Annotated in this window: 15 protein-coding genes; 9 read left to right on the top strand and 6 right to left on the bottom strand. The window is 51.9% G+C overall.

All coding sequences use genetic code 11. The annotated features are described in order from the left end of the window. Positions 1-74: 74 nt before the first annotated feature. The 6 genes from FCL45_RS03370 to argB form a co-directional block, all read right to left on the bottom strand. Positions 75-1,136, bottom strand: coding sequence for a fibronectin type III domain-containing protein (locus tag FCL45_RS03370; protein ID WP_136796049.1), 1,062 nt, complete (start codon positions 1,134-1,136; stop codon positions 75-77). Between the two features lie 2 nt (positions 1,137-1,138). Continuing rightward, complete coding sequence (argH, locus tag FCL45_RS03365; protein ID WP_136796050.1) at positions 1,139-2,539, bottom strand: argininosuccinate lyase; 1,401 nt, start codon at positions 2,537-2,539, stop codon at positions 1,139-1,141. Positions 2,540-2,543: 4 nt separating this feature from the next. Beyond that, positions 2,544-3,740, bottom strand: coding sequence for an argininosuccinate synthase (locus FCL45_RS03360; protein ID WP_136796051.1), 1,197 nt, complete (start codon positions 3,738-3,740; stop codon positions 2,544-2,546). A 218-nt stretch (positions 3,741-3,958) separates the two neighbouring features. Beyond that, complete coding sequence (argF, locus tag FCL45_RS03355; protein ID WP_136796052.1) at positions 3,959-4,873, bottom strand: ornithine carbamoyltransferase; 915 nt, start codon at positions 4,871-4,873, stop codon at positions 3,959-3,961. A 300-nt stretch (positions 4,874-5,173) separates the two neighbouring features. Then, positions 5,174-6,373, bottom strand: coding sequence for an acetylornithine transaminase (locus tag FCL45_RS03350; protein ID WP_136796053.1), 1,200 nt, complete (start codon positions 6,371-6,373; stop codon positions 5,174-5,176). Next, positions 6,373-7,263: an acetylglutamate kinase gene (gene argB / locus FCL45_RS03345; RefSeq protein WP_136796054.1), complete on the bottom strand. Its 891-nt coding sequence runs from the start codon at positions 7,261-7,263 to the stop codon at positions 6,373-6,375. The genes FCL45_RS03350 and argB overlap by 1 nt, the downstream gene beginning before the upstream one ends. Positions 7,264-8,171: 908 nt before the next feature. On the opposite strand from argB, the gene lptA reads away from it, so the two are divergent. The 9 genes from lptA (at position 8,172) to FCL45_RS03300 (ending at position 16,530) form a co-directional block, all read left to right on the top strand. After that, a complete protein-coding gene (gene lptA / locus FCL45_RS03340) occupies positions 8,172-8,723 on the top strand; it encodes a lipopolysaccharide transport periplasmic protein LptA (protein WP_136796055.1) in 552 nt (183 codons plus the stop codon). A gap of 94 nt (positions 8,724-8,817) precedes the next feature. Next, the gene (gene lptB / locus FCL45_RS03335) at positions 8,818-9,540 is read left to right on the top strand and encodes an LPS export ABC transporter ATP-binding protein (RefSeq protein ID WP_136796056.1); all 723 of its coding nucleotides are present in this window, start codon (positions 8,818-8,820) and stop codon (positions 9,538-9,540) included. A 14-nt stretch (positions 9,541-9,554) separates the two neighbouring features. Further along, positions 9,555-11,015 carry an RNA polymerase factor sigma-54 gene (gene rpoN / locus FCL45_RS03330; protein WP_136796057.1) on the top strand — a complete coding sequence of 487 codons (1,461 nt, stop codon included), beginning with the start codon at positions 9,555-9,557 and terminating at the stop codon, positions 11,013-11,015. A 6-nt stretch (positions 11,016-11,021) separates the two neighbouring features. Next, a complete protein-coding gene (locus tag FCL45_RS03325; RefSeq protein ID WP_136796058.1) occupies positions 11,022-11,987 on the top strand; it encodes a helix-turn-helix transcriptional regulator in 966 nt (321 codons plus the stop codon). 193 nt (positions 11,988-12,180) lie between these two features. Further along, positions 12,181-12,633 carry a hypothetical protein gene (locus FCL45_RS03320; RefSeq protein WP_136796059.1) on the top strand — a complete coding sequence of 151 codons (453 nt, stop codon included), beginning with the start codon at positions 12,181-12,183 and terminating at the stop codon, positions 12,631-12,633. 109 nt (positions 12,634-12,742) lie between these two features. Next, entirely contained in the window at positions 12,743-13,621 is an 879-nt protein-coding gene (locus tag FCL45_RS03315; RefSeq protein ID WP_136796060.1) for a TRAP transporter TatT component family protein, read from the top strand. 46 nt (positions 13,622-13,667) lie between these two features. After that, positions 13,668-14,678 (top strand): TRAP transporter substrate-binding protein, encoded by a 1,011-nt coding sequence (locus FCL45_RS03310; RefSeq protein ID WP_136796061.1) that lies wholly within the window; start codon positions 13,668-13,670, stop codon positions 14,676-14,678. A gap of 10 nt (positions 14,679-14,688) precedes the next feature. After that, positions 14,689-15,252: a TRAP transporter small permease gene (locus tag FCL45_RS03305; RefSeq protein ID WP_136796062.1), complete on the top strand. Its 564-nt coding sequence runs from the start codon at positions 14,689-14,691 to the stop codon at positions 15,250-15,252. Positions 15,253-15,267: 15 nt separating this feature from the next. Then, a complete protein-coding gene (locus tag FCL45_RS03300) occupies positions 15,268-16,530 on the top strand; it encodes a TRAP transporter large permease (protein ID WP_136796063.1) in 1,263 nt (420 codons plus the stop codon). Positions 16,531-16,593 lie beyond the last annotated feature (63 nt).

The raw sequence follows: 16,593 nt of genomic DNA, 5'->3' as shown, positions 1-16,593 counted from the left end.
CCCTTCAGCCATTACGGGTGGACTGAAGGGCCATTAAATTACATCGGGCACAGACCTGTTGGTACAACACGCCTTTAATGCCTCAGGGTTGCCTCCTCCGACCTTTCACTTTCGTTCGGTGGCTGCTGGCTGTCCAAGGCCGTGACGCTATAATAATACACTCGTTCTTCTTCCGCTGAAGAATCGATAAACGTCGTGCTCGGCACAGTGGCCTCTCCCACCGCAGTCAGGCTGTCACGGCTATCATCCCGGCGATAAATTTTATAGCTCGCGGTATCGTCCTCATCAGGTGGATCCCAGATTATCCTGTTGCCTTCTCCGGTTGCCACAACCATCACCCCGGTAGGAACGGGCGGCGGGGTGATATCAATCGGGGTGGCGGAAATATGGGCACTGCGCTTACCCGGAGTGAGGTCTTCGTCAAAGACCATCAGGGCCTGTACGGCATAGTCATAGGTCTGGCCATTGACCACAGCTTTGTCGGTATAGCTGGTCTCACTCGTTATGCCGCCAACCCTGGCAAACTCAACCTCACCGGTTCGACGAAAAACCTGATATTTAATCGGATTTACAATAACCTTGCCTTCCACGGTGGTACTCACAGGCTGCCAACTCAGCTTGACGCTGGAGTCAACCGCCGCGGCCTGAAGCCCCTCGGGGGGAGCCGCAGGTATGTGGTATACGAAGGTAATGGTATTGGAATCATCACTGGCAGCAAGCCAACTGGTACGGGATTGAACTTTGAAGAAATACTTATACGCATTTTTCAGGGGCCCATACTGGTAGCTGGCAACCCTTGGAACGTTGTTCAGCATCGACTGGCCGCCGTCAATCTCTATGATTCGCCCGTAAGGAACGGGGCAGCCTGCACAATAATCGTCGAGGGGGATCTCCGCCGTGAACAGTTCGAAGGTGGAGATCGCCTCTATATTTTCTCTTGCGATGGTTTCTACAGGATATGTCCAGGACAGTTGAGCACCATTGTCTTCAATGGTATAGCGCAGATCCCGAATTGCTTCAGGCACTACTGTATCCGGTGGCACCGGCTGGTTTTTAAAACCGCATCCCCCGGCAACCAGTAAAGCAGTCCCCAGGACCAAAGTCCCTGCAACTTTTGCTCCGCGCCCTGATCTCATCCTTATATCCCCATTTGTTTTTCAGCATTAACAACGGCCTCTTCCACGCGGGAGAGCCCCGTTCCTCCTGTTGAAACACGGCTATTCACCGAGCCCTCAACACTCAATACCGCAAAAACATCCTCTTCAATCGCCTCGGAAAACTGCTTCATCTCTTCGATGGAGAGGTCATACAGCTCACAACCCTTGTCAAGACAGTAGGCCACCGCACCACCAACAATACCATGAGCCTCGCGGAAAGGTACATTTTTCATGACCAGGTAATCCGCAAGATCGGTGGCGGTGATAAAACCTGTTCTGGTGGCCTCCACCATATTATCGGTGCGGAATTTAAGATTTTCAAGCAATTCCGCCATAATCGCCACAGAGGCTGTGACAGTATCTACGGTATCGAACACCGGCTCCTTGTCTTCCTGCAGGTCACGGTTATAGGTGAGCGGCAACCCTTTCACCAGGGTTATCAGGCTCATCAGGCTACCGGTTACCCTGCCGGATTTACCACGGATCAGCTCAGGGATATCCGGGTTTTTCTTCTGTGGCATAATCGACGAGCCGGTACAGAACTTATCGGAAATTTCCACAAAGTTGAACTCGGAAGAAGACCAGAGCACCAGCTCCTCGGAAAGTCTCGAGAGATGCAGCTGGATCATGGTACAGGTGCTCACGAACTCGATGGCGTAGTCACGATCACCTGAGGTATCCATGGAGTTCGCGGTCACCCCGTCAAAACCGAGTGCCTCTGCCACCTGCTCCCGATTGATAGGCAAGCCGGTGCCGGCCATGGCCGCACAACCCAGCGGCGAGAGGTTGATACGCTTTCGGCAGTCGAGAATACGCTCACGATCTCGACCGAACATCTCGTAGTAGGCCAGCATGTGATGGGCGATCTGCACCGGTTGCGCTCGTTGCAGATGGGTATACCCCGGCATCACCTGACCGAGATACTTCCTGGCCAACAGCACAAACGCACGGCGGATGCTCTGCAGCAGATCGGCGAGGATATCGCACTGATCCCGCAGGTACATCTTGAAGTCCAGCGCAATCTGATCGTTACGGGAACGGGCACTATGCAGCTTGGCACCGGCAGGGCCGATGCGATCCACCAGCGCCTTTTCGATATTCATGTGAATATCTTCCAGTTCACGGCGGAACTCGAAATTGCCCTCTTCGATATCCTTTTCGATGGAGGAGAGCCCCTCGACAATCAGCTTCAGCTCGTCGACAGCAATGATACCGCTATCAGCCAACATAGCGGCGTGGGCTTTGGAGCCGGCGATATCGTATTTATACAGCCTTGAGTCATAGTGGATGGAGGCGGTAAACGCCTCCACCGAAGCGGCTGTGCCCTCGGCGAACCTGCCGCCCCAGAGCTTATCCGAACCTTCTTTTTTTTGTTGTGTCATAACGTTACTTATTCTGCAAGGCCTGAATTCTGAGTCGCAGACCGTTCAGACGGATGAAACCGGTGGCGTCACCCTGGTCGTAGACAGTATCTTCCTCGAAAGTGGCAAAGCTCTCCTGGTAGAGAGACTGCTCGGACTTACGGCCAACCGGCATACAATTTCCCTTATACAGCTTCATGCGTACGGTGCCGTTTACGGTTTTCTGGGCCTCATCCATGGTTAGCTGCAACAACTCACGCTCGGGTGAGAACCAGAAACCATTGTAGATCAGCTCAGCGTAACGCGGCATGAGGGAGTCGCGAACTTTCATAACCTCACGGTCGAGAGTTATTGCCTCCAGCGCACGATGCGCCTCACGCATCAGGGTGCCGCCCGGGGTCTCATACACACCGTGAGACTTCATGCCGACGAAACGGTTCTCGACCAGATCGAGACGACCGATACCGTTGGCACCGGCAACCTTGTTCAGCATGGTAAAGAGCGCCAGGGGCTCCATAGCCTGACCGTCAATGGCCACCGGATCACCTTTTTTGAACTCGATCTCGATGTAGGTTGCTTTGTCCGGTGCATTCTCCGGAGAGACAGTCATCTTGAACATGTCCTCATCAGGCTCGTTCCACGGATCTTCAAGGATACCGCCTTCGTAAGAGATGTGCAGCAGGTTCTCGTCGCAGCTGTACGGGTTCTTCTTGGTGGTCGGAATCGGGATGTTATGCTTCTTGGCGAACTCAACCAGCTTGGTACGAGAGGTGAGATCCCAGGTACGCCACGGGGCGATGATCTTGATACTCGGATCGAGACCGATGTAACCCAGCTCGAAACGAACCTGATCGTTGCCTTTACCGGTGGCACCGTGACTCACCGCATCAGCACCCTCTTCCCGGGCAATGCGGATCTGCTCCTTGGCAATCAACGGACGGGCAATGGAGGTACCAAGCAGGTAGGAACCCTCGTAGATGGCGTTGGCACGGAAAGCCGGGAAGATGTAGTCCTCCACGAACTCTTTCTTCAGATCGGAGATGATAACCTTCTCCGCACCGGTTGCCATACCTTTTTCGCGAACCGCATCCCAGTCCTCTTCCTGGCCGATATCGGCGGAGTAGGCAATAACGGGAGCATCATATTCCTCAGCCAGCCACTTCAGAATTACTGAAGTATCAAGCCCACCGGAGTAGGCAAGCACAATCTTTTTCACATCCATCACATAACCTCAATCAATAGGTATATAATAAAATTACTAAATCTCTTTCAATTCACAAATAAGGGAAGGTCTCCAAATCACGGTTTTTTCTACCGTAGCCTTCCCCTCAGCCGGCTTTTCTGAGGTGGTTCAAATAGCTGCAAGCGTGCTGTTCCGCCATAGTAAAGCTATGCGGAACAGTGCGATCGCAGGCAGTTGAGCAGCATCAGGAAAGTCCCCTATTTCGAGAGCATTATCTCTAATATAGCCTTGTGAATATGCATCTTATTCTCAGCCTGATCCCAGACCACACTCTGCTCACCCTCAAGTACCTCTTCGGTAATCTCTTCCTCGCGGTGTGCGGGCAGGCAGTGCAGAACGATCGCATCGGCCGGTGCTTTCTGCAGGAGTTCACTGTTGAGCTGGTACGCCTCAAAAAGCTTCAGACGCTCATCCTGCTCTTCTTCCTGGCCCATGGACGCCCAGACATCAACGTTAATCACGTCGGCACCTTTTACAGCCTCTGCCGGGTCGCGGACCACCTTGATCTCCTTCGCAGCTTCCTTTCTCGCTTCTGCAAGAATTTCCTGGTCCGGCTCAAAACCTTCCGGGCAAGCGAGAGTCAGGGAAAATCCAAGTTTACCGGCTGCCTGAATCCAGGAGTTGGCCATGTTGTTGCCGTCACCCACCCAGGCGATGTGCAATTTATCGATATCACCCTTCTTTTCAATCACTGTCATGCAGTCACTGAGAATCTGGCAGGGGTGGTGTAAATCTGTCAGGGCATTGATCACCGGTACATCGGAATATTCGGCAAGCTCTTCGACCACTTCCTGGCCGAAGGTTCGTACCACCATGCCGTCTACATAGCGTGCCATAACACGGGCAGTATCCTTGAGCGGCTCTGAGCGGGAGAGCTGGGTGTCGCGACCTGAAAGAAACAGAACCTGGCCGCCGAGGCCGTACATGGCCGATTCAAAGGAGACACGGGTTCTTGTGGAGGGTTTCTCAAATATAAGCGCAACGGTCTTTCCCACCATGTGCTGATGGATGACACCTTCCGCCTTCTCTTTTTTCAGAACAATTGCCCGGTTAATGAAAGCGAGTAACTCTTCCTTGGTAAAATACTGTAATGCTCGTAAATGTTTTGGCATGATATCACCTGTGGATCATCTGGAATACATGGACAGGAGATCTGGGAACAGCTCCGATTGTGTAGTCCGGCTCCTGCTGTGCGGGAAATCCTCTCCCCACTCTACACAGTCTCCTTAGCGGGAAGAAAAAGAGTATCATTACATAAAAATGATACTCTTTGCAAAGCATTTTCCCCGTTAAATCAAACTCCTCATAGCCTGACAACATCAGCTGCAGCGAGCGGCCCGTTCGGGAATGAAGCGATTCGCCCTCAGTTGCCTGCTGTCATAAAAGCCATAGGAACTCCATTCTACAGGCTATTAAAGCTCGGCGAGAGTCACATCGAGAGCTGTAAGGAGCTGGTCGATCTCCTCCCTGGTCACGGTCAGCGGCGGCACAAAACGCAGCGCCGTACCACCAGCGAAGTTTATAATAAAACCCTTTTCAAGCAGGGCGTTAACAATTGGCGTACCATGCTCTTTCCCCGTTTCGGTCAGCACCAGGCCAAGCATCATACCGCTGCCACGCACCTGGGTGACCAGCGCAGGATATTTCCCGACCATTTTGGCCAGCCCAGCCTGGAAATGCGTGCTGTTGGCATTCACCGCCGAAAAGAATGACTCCTCCAACATCACCGTCAGGGTTGCAACCGCCGCCGCGCAGGCGACAGGATTACCGCCGAAGGTTGAAGCGTGGGTTCCCGGCACCATTTTGGCCGCAAGTTTCTCAGTGGTCAACATAGCGCCAATGGGCATGCCGTTGCCAAGCCCCTTGGCGGAAGTCATGATATCCGGCACCACACCGAGCTGTTGGTACGCATAGAGAGAACCGGTACGCCCCACGCCTGTCTGCACTTCATCGAAGATCAGCAGCAAGCCACGTGCATCACAGAGGGCACGGATCGCTTTCAGGTACTCAACCTCAAGGGGGCGAACGCCGCTCTCGCCCTGGATCGGTTCACACATGATGGCACAGGTGGTGTCGTCGATCATCGCCTCAAGCGCTGCGAGATCACCAAAAGGCGCATGGCGAAAACCTTCCGGCATCGGCTCGAATCCCTGGTGGAACTTCGACTGGCCGGTTGCCGCAACCGCAGCAAGGGTACGCCCATGGAATGAACCTTCCAGGGTTATGATCCCGTACTTGCCCTCCGGACTGGCGATTCGTGCCAGTTTCATGGCAGCCTCGTTCGCCTCTGCACCGCTGTTGGCCATAAAGACCCTGTCGGCGAAAGTGTTGGCTACCAGCAACTCGGCAAGCTCAGTCTGCGGGCGGGTATAATAGAGATTGGAAACGTGGACCAGCTCCCCGGCCTGGCGGCAGATTGCCTCGGTAACACGGGGGTGGCAGTGTCCAAGCGCTGCCACGGCGATACCGCCGAGAAAATCAAGATACTCGCGACCGTCGGCATCGTAAAGCCGTGTCCCCTCACCCTTGACCATCGCCACAGGGTAGCGCGCATAGGTACCTACAAATACCTGATCGCCTTTTGCTTTCAACAATTCATTTTGCGTTTCCATCAGTAAATCTCCGATCCTACACCCTCCCGGGTAAACATTTCGAGCAGGATGGAGTGTTCCAGCCTGCCGTCTACAATATACGTTTTCGACACCCCGCGTTTTAACGCGTCTTCACAACAGCGGACTTTAGGAATCATGCCGCCGGCTATGGTGCCGTCATCAATCAACCCTTCCAGCCTGCCCCGTTCGAGGGTCTGGATGAGGTTGCCTTCCTTATCTTTTACGCCTGGAACATCGGTGAGCAAAATCAGTTTCTCGGCAGAGAGTTCACCGGCAATAGCGCCAGCCACCAGATCGGCGTTGATATTGTATGCCTGCCCATCTTCACCAACTCCAACCGGAGCAATGACCGGGATAAAATCCCCCTGGTAGAGACTTTCGAGAACGCCGGCATTTATTTTCGTCACCTGGCCAACCCGCCCGAGATCAATCAACTCCGGCGGCTTGTTCTCAAGCTCTTCCTTATCACTTTTCGCGCACATTTTCAGTTTCTGGGCACAGACCAGGTCACCGTCGCGACCGGAGAGTCCCACCGCCTTCCCGCCACAGTGGTTAATCAGGCCTACTATTTCCTTGTTGACCTTGCCCACTAGAACCATCTCGACCACATCCATGGTCTCGCCGTCAGTCACACGCATGCCCTGCACATAACTTGGCTTGATATCGAGCTTGTCGAGAAAACGGTTGATCTGTGGCCCACCGCCGTGGACGATGACAGGGTTGATCCCTATCTGCTTAAGCAGAATGACATCGAGGGCGAACTGTTTTTTGAGATGCTCGTCCACCATGGCGTGTCCGCCATATTTGATTACCACCGTTTTGTGCCTGAACTCCTGCATATACGGCAACGACTCTATAAGGACCTTGGCCCTTTCAATACTTTCCTTCATTGGCTTATCCGCGGCTGCTGCTGGCAAAGCACATCAGCCTGTTGTTGAAATTCAGTGAAATAAACGGGTTGACGAGAGAAGATTCTTTAAAACAGGCAAGCATTGTACAAATTCGCTCAGACCAAGTAAAGAATCTTCTCATGGGACCGTCCCCATGACCTTACAGCGTGTTATGTGCCACGCTCCCTGTAGAGAGCGAAGCCCCAATTTCACAGGATCATTGAGGGGAAGCCCTTCAAAAGACAATCTTTAAAATAACGAGGCTCAACCGGAGACAGTGAGGCGTGAGGAGCAAGGTGACAGGAGGGAGCAGCTTGAAGCTGAAAAACTCCTCCCTACAAGCACATATGCATTATAATTGCGAGGCTAGGTCGCTGGCCAGTCTGTCACACCTCACCCAGCATCTCTATCTCATCCCCCCGACAAGCTGAAGATCAGCAGTAACCAGAAAAAACGCTACGTAACGGCCACCCTTGAAAACCATATCTTTCACCCATGGTATCTGCCTGGAACTGATGGATGGATTATCCGGGCTAATTGAAAATTAAGGATTGGAGCCGGAGCGAATTTGCTTTAATACCAGATTGAGACAATTGTATTAAAATGTGTGAGTGAATCACTTCGACTGCCACCAGACAGCTTGTAACTTGTCGCAACAGAGGGTATACATTCTAGTTTTTCCCAACCATTATGTGAGAAATCTATTGATCGCGACCCGGGATATTGCAGCAAAAACACTATTCACGAACCACCACATGCCCGGCTACACCAGCTAAAAAAATTATAATATTTCAATATCCGCCGTGCAACACGCATAGCTGTGCTTTACTTTTTTTATGCTATGCGCTAACATGGGCCTGGTAATTGCATAGGACACGTTCCGTAAAGGAGATTTTTGGAGAAATTCTATGATTAAGCGTTCCAGCATTATACGCATTCTAGCGGTATCACTGCTCATAACCTTGAGCCTCAGCGTGACAAGTTATGCTGAAAAGAAAGATCCCCCTATCCGGATCGAGGCTGACCGCATGTCCTCGCTTGAAAAGGAAAGCTCCGTGATTTTTATCGGAAATGTTGATGCGAGACAGGAAGATGTACGCATCCGTTCCGACAAGATGACCGTCTATTACACCCAGCAGGCCAAGAACAACAGTGGCGCACGGCTTGGTCAGAAGGTGGAAAAAATCCAGTCTGACGGCAATGTGGAAATTACCCGTGGCGATTGGCTGGGCACCTCCCAGAAGATGATCTACCTGGCTGCAGAGCGCAAGTTTCGCCTCATCGGCAGCGCCAAGGCCTGGCAAGGCGAAAACATGGTAAGCGGCGATGAAATCATCTATTACATCGATGAAGGCCGTTCTGAAGTTGTCGCCAAGCGTACTAAAGCCGTTGTGGGTGAAAACGGTGAAGGCAAAGACAAGAAGCCCGGCAGGGTCAATATGACCATTCTCGAACAGTAACAGCGACTACAACCCAAGGGCCGCGAAGCAGTATACGCAGCAATGCGGGTAGAAACTCAATTTCTTCCCAGCAAAAGGATACAACCGGATAAACATGGCACTCCTTGAAACGCGAAACATCGTCAAAAAATATGGCAGCCGCACCGTAGTCAACGGGGTCAGTCTGCAGGTGAACACCGGAGTTGTGGTCGGCCTGCTCGGGCCGAACGGTGCCGGCAAGACCACCTCGTTTTACTCGATGGCCGGCTTCATCCGCCCCAACAGCGGCAATATCGTCTTAAACGGTGAAGTGATCACCCATCTGCCCATTCATAAACGGGCCCTCAAAGGTATCTCCTATCTGGCCCAGGAGCCTTCGGTGTTTAAAAAACTCACTGTCGAGGAAAATGTCCGTATTGTCCTCGAACCGTTGGGTTTAAGTAAAAACGAAATTAAAAATCGTATTGAAGAGTTGCTGGAAACCCTGAAGATAGGGTATCTTCGTAATAATCTTGGTCATGCACTCTCGGGTGGTGAGCGTCGCAGGGTTGAAATCATGCGGGCCCTTGCTACACGCCCCCAGTTCATCCTGCTCGATGAACCATTCGCCGGGATTGACCCATTGGCCGTAAATGATCTGCAAAAGCTCATCTACAGCCTCAAAGATCTGGGCCTCGGGGTACTGATCTCAGATCACAACGTCAGGGAAACGCTGCAGGTATGCGATTTTGCCTACATCATGAATGCCGGCCAGATCCTCACCAGCGGTGTCGCCAACGACATCATTGAAAGCGAAGTTGCAAGGAAAATGTACCTTGGCGAAAATTTCAGCATGTAGCACAGGCGGTTATTATGGCATTGGAACTCAGGCAACAGCTCAAGCTCGCCCAGAAACTGGTCATGACGCCACAACTGCGTCAAGCCATCAAACTTCTGCAGCTCAATAGGTTAGAGCTGGCCGGTGCCCTGCAGGCTGAACTCGAACAAAACCCAGCCCTTGAAGAAGATTTTTCCCAAAACGATACCATCGAGCTTCCCCCCGAACTGAAGGCATCCATAGAAGTCACCGAGCCAGGCAAGGAAAGTGACTTCACCGAAAAGCTTGGCGCAACAACCGAGAGCCTCGGCGAGGTAAACTGGGAGGACTACTCCAACAATTTCGACAGCAACTTTTCTTTTGCCAAAGAGACTCCACCTGCCGACGCGCCTTCACAGTTTGACTTTATCAGCGAAAAGCCAGGTCTTTCTGCCTATCTCCAGTGGCAACTCGCTCACAGCGAGCTTGATGAGGCGGAAATGGACGTTGCCATCTTCATTATCGGCAATCTCAACCGCTACGGTTTTCTCGAAGTTGAAATCGAGGACATTATCGAAGCAGTGGGCAGCTACACCGACGAGGTAGAATATGTTCTTGAGCTTATTCAGGATCTTGACCCGCCAGGTATCGCAGCCCGCGACGTGAGCGAGTCACTGTACCTTCAGCTTGAACGAATGGGCAAAGGTGACAGCCTGGCCGCAATCATAGTCCGAGACTATCTGCACCTGCTTGAGGTTCGCAATTACAAAGAGTTGATGAAGGCCACCTGCAAAAAGCGTAACGACATCATACGTGCCATCGATTTTATCACCTCCGAGCTTACGCCGTACCCCGGTCTTCCATATACCAAGGAAGACACCAACTATATCGTGCCGGACGTCTATGTGGTGAAGGTGGATGGTGAATATGAGATCCGCCTGAATGACGATGACATGCCCAACCTCAAGCTTTCTGAAGAATACCTGGCGATGCTGGAAAACGGTGCCAAAAAGCTTGGAAAGGGGCAACGCAGCTACATCGTCGACAAGGTAAAGAATGCCGAATGGTTTATCAAGTCGCTCTACCAGCGACAACGCACCATTTACCGGGTTATGGAGTCGATCCTGAAGTTTCAGCATGATTTCTTTGAGCGTGGCCCCCAATATCTGAAGCCGCTTATCCTCCGTGATGTTGCCGAAGATATTGAGATGCACGAATCAACCATCAGCCGTGTTACCTCCAACAAATACACCCACACCCCCCAGGGAATTTACGAGCTGAAATACTTCTTCTCCACCGCCATTCCCCGTGAAGGCCGGGAAGCACTGGCTGCCGAATCGATCAAGACCCGGATTCGCAAGATGATCCAGGAGGAAGATAAGGCCAAGCCCCTCAGCGATAATGCTATCGCAGAAAAGCTGGCCGACAATAATATCCAGCTCGCCCGCCGTACTGTCGCCAAATACCGCGAGCAGATGAAAATTTTGCCGGTGAAGCACCGTCGGCAGTCCAGGTAAAGTCTTATGAGCCTTCTCGAACGTGTCTACTCTTTTCATCAGGATATTCTTCGAGGGGCGTATCCCAACACCACCACCCTCGTCGAACAGTTTGAAATCTCCCGGGCAACCGCAAAAAGAGACATCAATTACCTGAGAGACAGACTGCTCGCACCGCTCGCCTTCGACCAGGCCAGAAACGGCTTTTACTACACAGAAGAAGGTTTCGCCCTGCCCTTCGGCCAGAGCCCCAAGATCACCCTGATGCTTGGCATACTCAACAAGTTTGCTGAAGAAGCGGGCCTGAGCGAACTTGAAGAAGTGCAGCAGTTGCAGAGTAAACTGTCATCCATGCTTTCCACCGATCACGCGACTCTGCTGCAGTCTCTTTACTGCGAGTGGATAGAGGTGGAATCAATTGATACCAAGGTGTTCTCTGCCATTATCGAGGCAGTTGTGAACCGTAAAGCCATACACGTCAGCTATGCCGGTGCCGGAGCATCCGGAGCAGTCTCGAAGCGATGTGTCGAACCACAGCGTCTCTGCAATTACCAGGGGCGATGGTACCTGCTGGCCTTCTGTCGCATGCGCCAGGAACTTCGCATGTTTCATGTTGCACGTATCACCACTGCTGCACTGACCAGCGAGGCGATCTCCGTAATTGAAGATCTTGATAAAAACTATCTGTTGCCGTCATTTGGCATATTCAAAGGCGAAGCAACAGAAAACGCCGTTATCCACTTTACCGGCACGGCCGCAGACCTTATCAGACACCAGCACTGGCATGACAGTCAGCAGATAGAAAATATCGAAGGTGGAATTTTACTCCAGCTTCCCATAAGCGATTATCGTGAAATTACAATGAAAATACTGCAATACGGACCAATGGCCCGGGTCATCTCGCCAACCATGCTCAAAGAAAAGGTTGCTGGTGAAATCGCTGCCATGAGCAAGCTCTACCTCGACCCCGACACTCAATCCCTCCCAATATAGCCCTGCACTCACTCTCCATCCAAGACGCTTTCTTCAGCAAAAACGCACGCAATAGCTCGATACCATTAATATTCTGTTTGTTCTCACAGAAAGTTTGACAGCCGTTATTGCTGGTTGTTAGACTTACTGTATCAATGTGCCGGCCTGCCCTGCTCCAGGGCTACCGCAGCCATTGGATGCCCCGGAGACTTTTATGAAAAAAGCTCTCATACTGACCACACTGCTATTCGCTGCCATAATTTCCGGAAGTCTCTGGAGAAGTCTGCGACACGAACCGGGGCTGAGTAAGCATACGCTTTCTCCGGAAATGATAGAGGCTCAGCTTATCGAAGGGTTTACAGTCACCGCTACCAGTATTAATGAGATCGCGCCTCTCACTGTAGATGAATACACCCGACTGGACGGCGCCACAGTAGGCCCAGGGGCCCGAATTACGTACCGCTATACGCTTACTGAGTTTGCATCAAAAGAGGTAGACCCCGACATAATCGCGTCAGAACTGATACCCGCTGTGAAAGAAAATGCCTGCAATAACGAGCAAATTAAAGCAACTCTGCTCTATGGCGGCGTATATATCTACGAATATTTTGGAAAAGATGATATACAGATTGGATCTTTTCAGATAGATAAACAAGTCTGCAAATGAGACAAAAACCCCACTTCCATATGGAAATCCACATTTATTTATCAAACCATCTTTCTGGCCTTCTGCAGTTCAATGGTCCACACTCACAAACCACCATCCCAAAACAATAATGAAAACTCCGCTCAATCCAAGCCGCGCGTTCACCAGGACTATAATGCTGGGATTACTCATCACCTTTCCCATGCTCAGTTCCTGCGCCAAGCTTGTAACCAACACCTTGATTGAACCAACAGTGGACAACATGCAGTATCAAACCGATCTCGACCTGGTCTGTGAAGGTTCGGCGGCATACCTGTTGATGATCGATTCAATGATCACCTCCAAGCCCGCAAACAAAGACCTGCTGCGGGTCGGCTCCCAGGCATACATCGGTTATCTCTCCGCTATTCCCGAATGCGCAATCTCCGGGGAACGGCTTGACACTGTTGCCGAAAAGGCTCGACAGTACGGCACTCGCCTGCTCGCAGAGCTGCTCCCAATGGAACCGGGTACTGATCCTGACACCTTCGACCAAAAGCTCGACCGGCTCGGAGAGTCAAGAGTACCTGACCTGTTCTGGGGAACGATGGCCTGGTTGAGCTGGATTCAGACCCAGCAGGGATCTCCAGCCTCGATGGCCGATCTGGTCACTGTTGAGAAGCTGATGGAACGTTTGCTGGAACTGGACGACGAGTACCAGTCAGGCGCGGTTCATGTTTTTTTTGGTGCATATGATGCGACCAAACCCGAAATGTTTGGAGGAGACCCCAAAAAGAGCAGAAGACACTTCGAGCGGGCTCTGCAAATTGGTGACCGCAGGTTCCTGCTGACCCAGACCACCTACGCTGAGACATACGCCCGCCAGAGTTTCAACCAGATCCTGCATGACCGGCTGCTCCAGGAGGTACTGGATTTCCCCCTGGACGAAGCGCCGGAATATGCGCTCAGCAACCAGATTGCCAAGAAAAAGGCAAGAAGACTCCTTGACGAGGATTTCTTTGCTGAATAGAACCAAAACATCGTAGTTTTAAATAGTTATTTGACCGGAGAATTACATGAGACTGCTCACAGTTGTATGTTTCACTATATTGATAGGGTTTGGCCTTACAGTTGACCATGCCCAGGCAAAAGCCAAACACCTCTTTAAAATTGCCAGCCTCGCCCCGGATGGATCAATCTGGGTAACCAAGTTTGAGGATTTTACCAAAGAAGTGAGCGAGAAGACCGGCGGTGAGGTGGGATTTCGGGTCTATCCCGGTGGTGTCATGGGCGACGATATGGCCATGTACCGCAAAATGCGCGTCGGCCAGCTGCAAGGCGGCGGCTTCACCATGACCGGCATGGCATCGGTGGTGCCTGACTTTACCGTTATGTCGGTACCGTTCCTGTTCAACTCCTATGCAGAGACGGACGCCGTCCGCACCAGCCTGATGCCGGACTTCAGGGAGGAGTTTGAAAAGAAAGGGCTTGAGCTCATCGCCATGACCGAAGTGGGCTTTATCTATACCATGTCCACCAAACCTATTACCACGGTCAGCGAACTCCAGCAGTCGACCAGCTGGATTCCTTCAGGTGACCCGCTTGCTTCTGCTTTTCTGAACAGCCTTGATATTACCCCGGTCCAACTGACTATTCCAGACGTGCTTTCCTCGCTGCAGACAGGCCTTATCGACACCGTCTATAACTCCCTGTACGGCTCAATCGTGTTGCAGTGGTTTACCAAGGCCAGATATGTGACTGATGCACCGTTCGCCTACGCCTATGGCTGTTTTCTGCTTGATAAGAAAAAATTCGATACATTACCCAAAGAGTATCAGAACATAATCCAGGAATCCGCCGACAGGCATTTTTCCGACCTGATTGACGCGACCAGGAAATCCAACTCAGATTCACGCTCAGTGATGAGCTCCAGGGGTGTGAAATTTGTCGAGGTCGAGCCTGAAACCTTGCAAAGCCTCAAGAACCAGCACAACCTGATCATCGACCAGCTGAAAGATAACTCCTTTTCAGACAGAATTTACCAGAAGACCCTGAAAGTGCTGTCTGACTACAGGGCGAACCAATAAGAAATCAATCGTGACCCCCACTGAACCCGATCCACAGGCATCCCAGCCCGAAAGGCAGAGTCGATTTCTCAAATATACGCATCATTTCGAGGAACTCGTACTCTGCCTTTTACTCTCTTCAATGATTCTGCTGGCCTGCCTGCAGATACTCCTGCGCTCTGTGTTTTCCAGCGGTCTTGTCTGGGCCGACCCGCTATTGCGTTACCTGGTCCTCTGGAGCGGCCTGCTGGGTGCTGTCCTGGCGACCTCCCGGGGAGAACATATCGCTATAGACCTGGCAGAGCATATCGTGCCACTCAAGCTGCAACCGTTGGTCAAGGTGCTCTGCAATCTCTTTTGTGCTGTCACATCCGGTTTTCTTACCTGGGCAGCCTTTCTTTTCATCCAAAGCGAGATCGAATACGGCAGTCCTTCACTTTTCGGACTGCCAAGCTGGTACTTGAACGTAATCTTCCCTCTGGCATTCGGCTTAATCTGCCTTCGATATACCCTGCTCTTCTGCTCATCCGTGGCTGCCTTGTTTCGACCTGGGAAGGTATCGAACCTGAGTAAAGCAGATCAACCACGACTATAGGGAGCAGCTTACTCAATGAACGCACTCAAGATCATCTCGTTTTCGCTCGCCATTCTCGGTGCACCACTGTTCCTCGTTATCTCGGCTCTGGCCCTCATCTCCTTTCACAGCGTCGATATCGACCTTTCAGTGGTGGTGATCGAAATGTCACGGCTGGCGGAGACACCACTGCTGCTCTCCCTGCCCCTGTTTATTTTCGCCGGCACCCTGCTCTCCGAGAGCCGTGCCCCGGAACGCATCCTGATGCTGTCCCGCGTATTTCTGGGCTGGCTGCCCGGCGGTCTTGCGGTTGTCTCGCTCGCTGTCTGTGCGATTTTTACCGCTTTTACAGGTGCTTCCGGCGTAACAATCTTCGCACTTGGCGGCTTACTGCTGCCTGCCCTGGTAAAGGATGGCTATAACGAGCGCTTCTCCATGGGCCTCATCACGTCGTCAGGCAGTCTTGGCCTGCTCTTTCCACCGAGCCTGCCTATTATCATCTATGGCGTGGTGTCAGAGACCCGGATCGATCATCTCTTTCTGGCCGGCATTCTCCCCGGCCTGCTCATGCTGGTTCTGCTCATGACCTACTCGGTCTACAAGGGACCAAAGCACAACAAGAGCCAGAGTTTCTCCCGTAAAGAGGCGCTGCATGTGCTGCGCACCGCCGCCTGGGAACTGCCCCTGCCCTTTATAATTCTCGGTGGAATTTACGGCGGATTCTTTGTCGCCAGTGAAGCTGCAGCGGTCACCTGCCTTTACGTGCTGATTGTGGAGGTGCTCATTTACCGTGATATCGTCGTCAAAGAGTTGCCGCGCATCATGGCAAAGTCGATGGTGCTGTTTGGCGGCATCCTGGTTATTCTCGCCGCCTCCATGGCCTCCACCAACTACCTGATAGACCAGGAGGTCCCGAATAGAATTTTCGAATTCATAAGCGGTTACATAGACAGTAAATATACCTTCCTGCTGCTGCTCAATGTGTTCCTGCTGATTGTGGGGGCAATGCTCGATATCTTCTCGGCACTGGTACTGGTGGTGCCGCTGATTCTGCCCATCGCCGAAGCATATGGTATAGACCCGATCCATCTGGGCATTATCTTTCTCACCAACCTGCAGATCGGCTACTGCACTCCACCTGTCGGCCTGAATCTTTTCCTCGCCTCGTACCGCTTCGATAAACCCATCGTCGAACTGTACCGCTCGACCATGCCTTTCCTGGGGCTGTTGCTGATAACCCTGGTGATCATCACCTATTTCCCGTGGCTCAGTAGTGTGCTGATCGAGATATTCGGCTGACCCGGATTTTTCATGAACATTGGGTCAAAATAGAAAACAAAAAAGCCCGGTGCATTATAAAAT

Source organism: Desulfosediminicola ganghwensis, assembly GCF_005116675.2.
Lineage (GTDB): Bacteria > Desulfobacterota > Desulfobulbia > Desulfobulbales > Desulfocapsaceae > Desulfopila > Desulfopila ganghwensis.
This window is presented reverse-complemented; position numbering and strand designations above follow the sequence as displayed.

Coding starts and splice junctions, on each gene's coding strand:
- FCL45_RS03370 (WP_136796049.1), bottom strand. CDS start 1,136: ATGAGATCAGGGCGCGGAGCAAAAGTTGCAGGGACTTTGGTCCTGGGG.
- rpoN (WP_136796057.1), top strand. CDS start 9,555: ATGGCATTGGAACTCAGGCAACAGCTCAAGCTCGCCCAGAAACTGGTC.
- argB (WP_136796054.1), bottom strand. CDS start 7,263: ATGAAGGAAAGTATTGAAAGGGCCAAGGTCCTTATAGAGTCGTTGCCG.
- FCL45_RS03315 (WP_136796060.1), top strand. CDS start 12,743: ATGAAAACTCCGCTCAATCCAAGCCGCGCGTTCACCAGGACTATAATG.
- FCL45_RS03300 (WP_136796063.1), top strand. CDS start 15,268: ATGAACGCACTCAAGATCATCTCGTTTTCGCTCGCCATTCTCGGTGCA.
- FCL45_RS03360 (WP_136796051.1), bottom strand. CDS start 3,740: ATGGATGTGAAAAAGATTGTGCTTGCCTACTCCGGTGGGCTTGATACT.
- FCL45_RS03350 (WP_136796053.1), bottom strand. CDS start 6,373: ATGGAAACGCAAAATGAATTGTTGAAAGCAAAAGGCGATCAGGTATTT.
- FCL45_RS03320 (WP_136796059.1), top strand. CDS start 12,181: ATGAAAAAAGCTCTCATACTGACCACACTGCTATTCGCTGCCATAATT.
- argH (WP_136796050.1), bottom strand. CDS start 2,539: ATGACACAACAAAAAAAAGAAGGTTCGGATAAGCTCTGGGGCGGCAGG.
- lptA (WP_136796055.1), top strand. CDS start 8,172: ATGATTAAGCGTTCCAGCATTATACGCATTCTAGCGGTATCACTGCTC.
- argF (WP_136796052.1), bottom strand. CDS start 4,873: ATGCCAAAACATTTACGAGCATTACAGTATTTTACCAAGGAAGAGTTA.
- FCL45_RS03325 (WP_136796058.1), top strand. CDS start 11,022: ATGAGCCTTCTCGAACGTGTCTACTCTTTTCATCAGGATATTCTTCGA.
- FCL45_RS03310 (WP_136796061.1), top strand. CDS start 13,668: ATGAGACTGCTCACAGTTGTATGTTTCACTATATTGATAGGGTTTGGC.
- lptB (WP_136796056.1), top strand. CDS start 8,818: ATGGCACTCCTTGAAACGCGAAACATCGTCAAAAAATATGGCAGCCGC.